Origin of the sequence: Rhodoplanes roseus (assembly GCF_003258865.1) — a bacterium.
Lineage (GTDB): Bacteria > Pseudomonadota > Alphaproteobacteria > Rhizobiales > Xanthobacteraceae > Rhodoplanes > Rhodoplanes roseus.
In genome coordinates, this window is the sequence record NZ_NPEX01000507.1 from 1 (window position 1) to 2,214 (window position 2,214).

2 protein-coding genes are annotated in these 2,214 nt (G+C 68.8%); both read right to left on the reverse strand.

From position 1 onward, the window contains the following. Positions 1-43: 43 nt before the first annotated feature. Positions 44-808, reverse strand: coding sequence for a c-type cytochrome (locus tag CH341_RS30775; RefSeq protein ID WP_111423412.1), 765 nt, complete (start codon positions 806-808; stop codon positions 44-46). Next, complete coding sequence (soxC, locus tag CH341_RS30780; protein ID WP_111423414.1) at positions 792-2,075, reverse strand: sulfite dehydrogenase; 1,284 nt, start codon at positions 2,073-2,075, stop codon at positions 792-794. The genes CH341_RS30775 and soxC overlap by 17 nt, the downstream gene beginning before the upstream one ends. Positions 2,076-2,214: the final 139 nt, after the last annotated feature.

Genomic DNA, 2,214 nt, shown 5'->3' on the forward strand with positions numbered 1-2,214 from the left:
GACGCGGCGGCGGCTGCGAGCACGGCGGGCGCGGGGCGCGGCGTCATTCGACCCGCGGCCCCTTGCCGTCCTCGGGGGTAACGTCGATGGCGCGCGCGCGGCCGAGAACTTTCGGCGCGCCCGCCACGCAATTGCTCATGCACGGATCCTTCTTCCAGAAGGCCTTCTCTGACACCTCGCGATCGTCGTCGAAGAAGTTCGCCTCGTTGGAAAGCTTGACGGTCGGAAAATTCTTGTCCGACAGCTCCTGGTCCTGGTCCGTGATCACGTCGTTGAGATAGAGGACATAGGCGACGATCGAGTACAGCTCGTCGCCCGACAGCGACTGCGCGTTGCCGAACGGCATCGCGCGCCGGACGTAGTCGATCACGGTCGAGGCGTAGGGCCAGTACGAGCCGATCGTCTTCACCGGATCGTGCGAGGCGAGCGAGCCGGCCCCGCCGGCCAGCACCGGCCAGCGTCCGGCACTCTCGCCGAACTCGCCATGGCAGGCGGCGCACTGGGCGACGAACAAATCCTCGCCCTTGCGGGCCGTGCCCTTGCCGGGAGGCAGCCCCTGCCCGTCCGGCCGCACGTCGATGTCCCAGCCGGCGATTTCGTCGGGCTTGGCCTCGCGGCCGATCCCGTAAGGCACTTTCGTCGGCGCGGACGCTGCCGCCGGGGCGGCTGGCGACGCGGGTTTCGCGGCCTCCCTGGCCGTCTTGGCCGGCGGCTCCTTGGCCGGCTTGCCGCTCTGCGCCGCCGCGAAGGAGGCGCCGCCGATCACGACCGCGGCGACGAGGGCGACGAGCTCACGCGATTTCGACATTTTCCACCTCGCCCTCGGGCGACACGCGCCAGGTCTGGATGCCGTTGTTGTGGTAGACGGAGTTGACGCCGCGCACCTTGCGCAGCTCGTCCTTGGTGGGCTGCACGTAGCCGGTCTCGTCCATGGCGCGCGACTGCAGGAACAGCTCCTGGCCGTCCCAGTCGAACTCGACGTAGAAGCGCGCCATCGAGCGGTCGAGCACCGGACCGTCGAGCCGCGCCGTGCGCCAGTTGCGGCCGCCGTCGAGCGTCACGTCGACCCGCGCGATCTTTCCCCGGCCCGACCAGGCAATGCCGGACACGATGGTGATGCCCTTGCGGTGCTTCAGCGGCGCCTGCGGGCTCGGATTGGTGATCACCGACTTGGCGTCCATCACATAGGTGAAGCGCCGCGCCTTGCCGTTCTCCAGCAGGTCGGTGTATTTCGACGTCTCCTCGCGATGATGCCAGGGCTGGTCGCCGACCTCGATGCGGCGCAGCCACTTGACCCACATGTTGGCCTCCCAGCCGGGCACGCAGATGCGCACCGGGTAGCCGTTCTCGGGCCGCAGCCGCTCGCCGTTCATGCGGAAGGCGATCAGGCAGTCGTCGAGCGCTTTCTGCAGCGGCAGCGAGCGTGTCATCGCGGCCGAATCGGCGCCTTCCAGCAGCAGCCACTTCGCGTTGGTCTTGACCCCCGCCTCCTCCAGCAGGACCTTCAGCGGCACGCCCGTGTACATCACGTTGTGGATCATGCCGTGGGTGAACTGGCAGGCGTTCATCTGGGCGCCTCGCCACTCCATGCCGGAGTTCGCCGCGCATTCGGCGAAGTAGATGCGGTTGACGCGCGGCAGGCGCTCCAGATCCTCAAGCGTGAACATCAGCGGCTTGTCCACCAGGCCGTGGATCATCAGCCGGTAGTCGTGCGGATCGAGCTCGGCGATGCCGGAATGATGCCGCTCGAAGCACAGGCCGTTCGGCGTGATGATGCCATCGAGCTCGTGCAGCGGCGTGAACGACACCGAGCTCTCGCGCGACGCGGTCAGCCACTCGACGTCGCGGCGGATCACGTGCGCCTCGTGCTTGGACGGCTTTCCGTAAGCCCGCACCGCGACGCCGTCGCCCAGCGTCTTCGACCACTCCGGCACGTTGGGCGGCAGGTTGGCCGGGTTGCCGGCCTCGGCCGCCTTCGGGGCGCCGCCGCCCGCGGCCACGGCGCCGAGCGCCAGCCCCTTGCCGAGGAGCGAGCGGCGCGAGACGACAGTGCGATTGTTGTCCTTGTTCAGCATCCACGCTCTCCGGTTCTGACGGTCGCCGGGCATTGACGAGCTTGTTTCCTTCCACCCTCCCCTGGAGGGGGAGGGTCGGGCGTCCGCGAAGCGGACGACCGGGGTGGGGTGCCGCCCACCCTCCGGCACCGCTGTCACC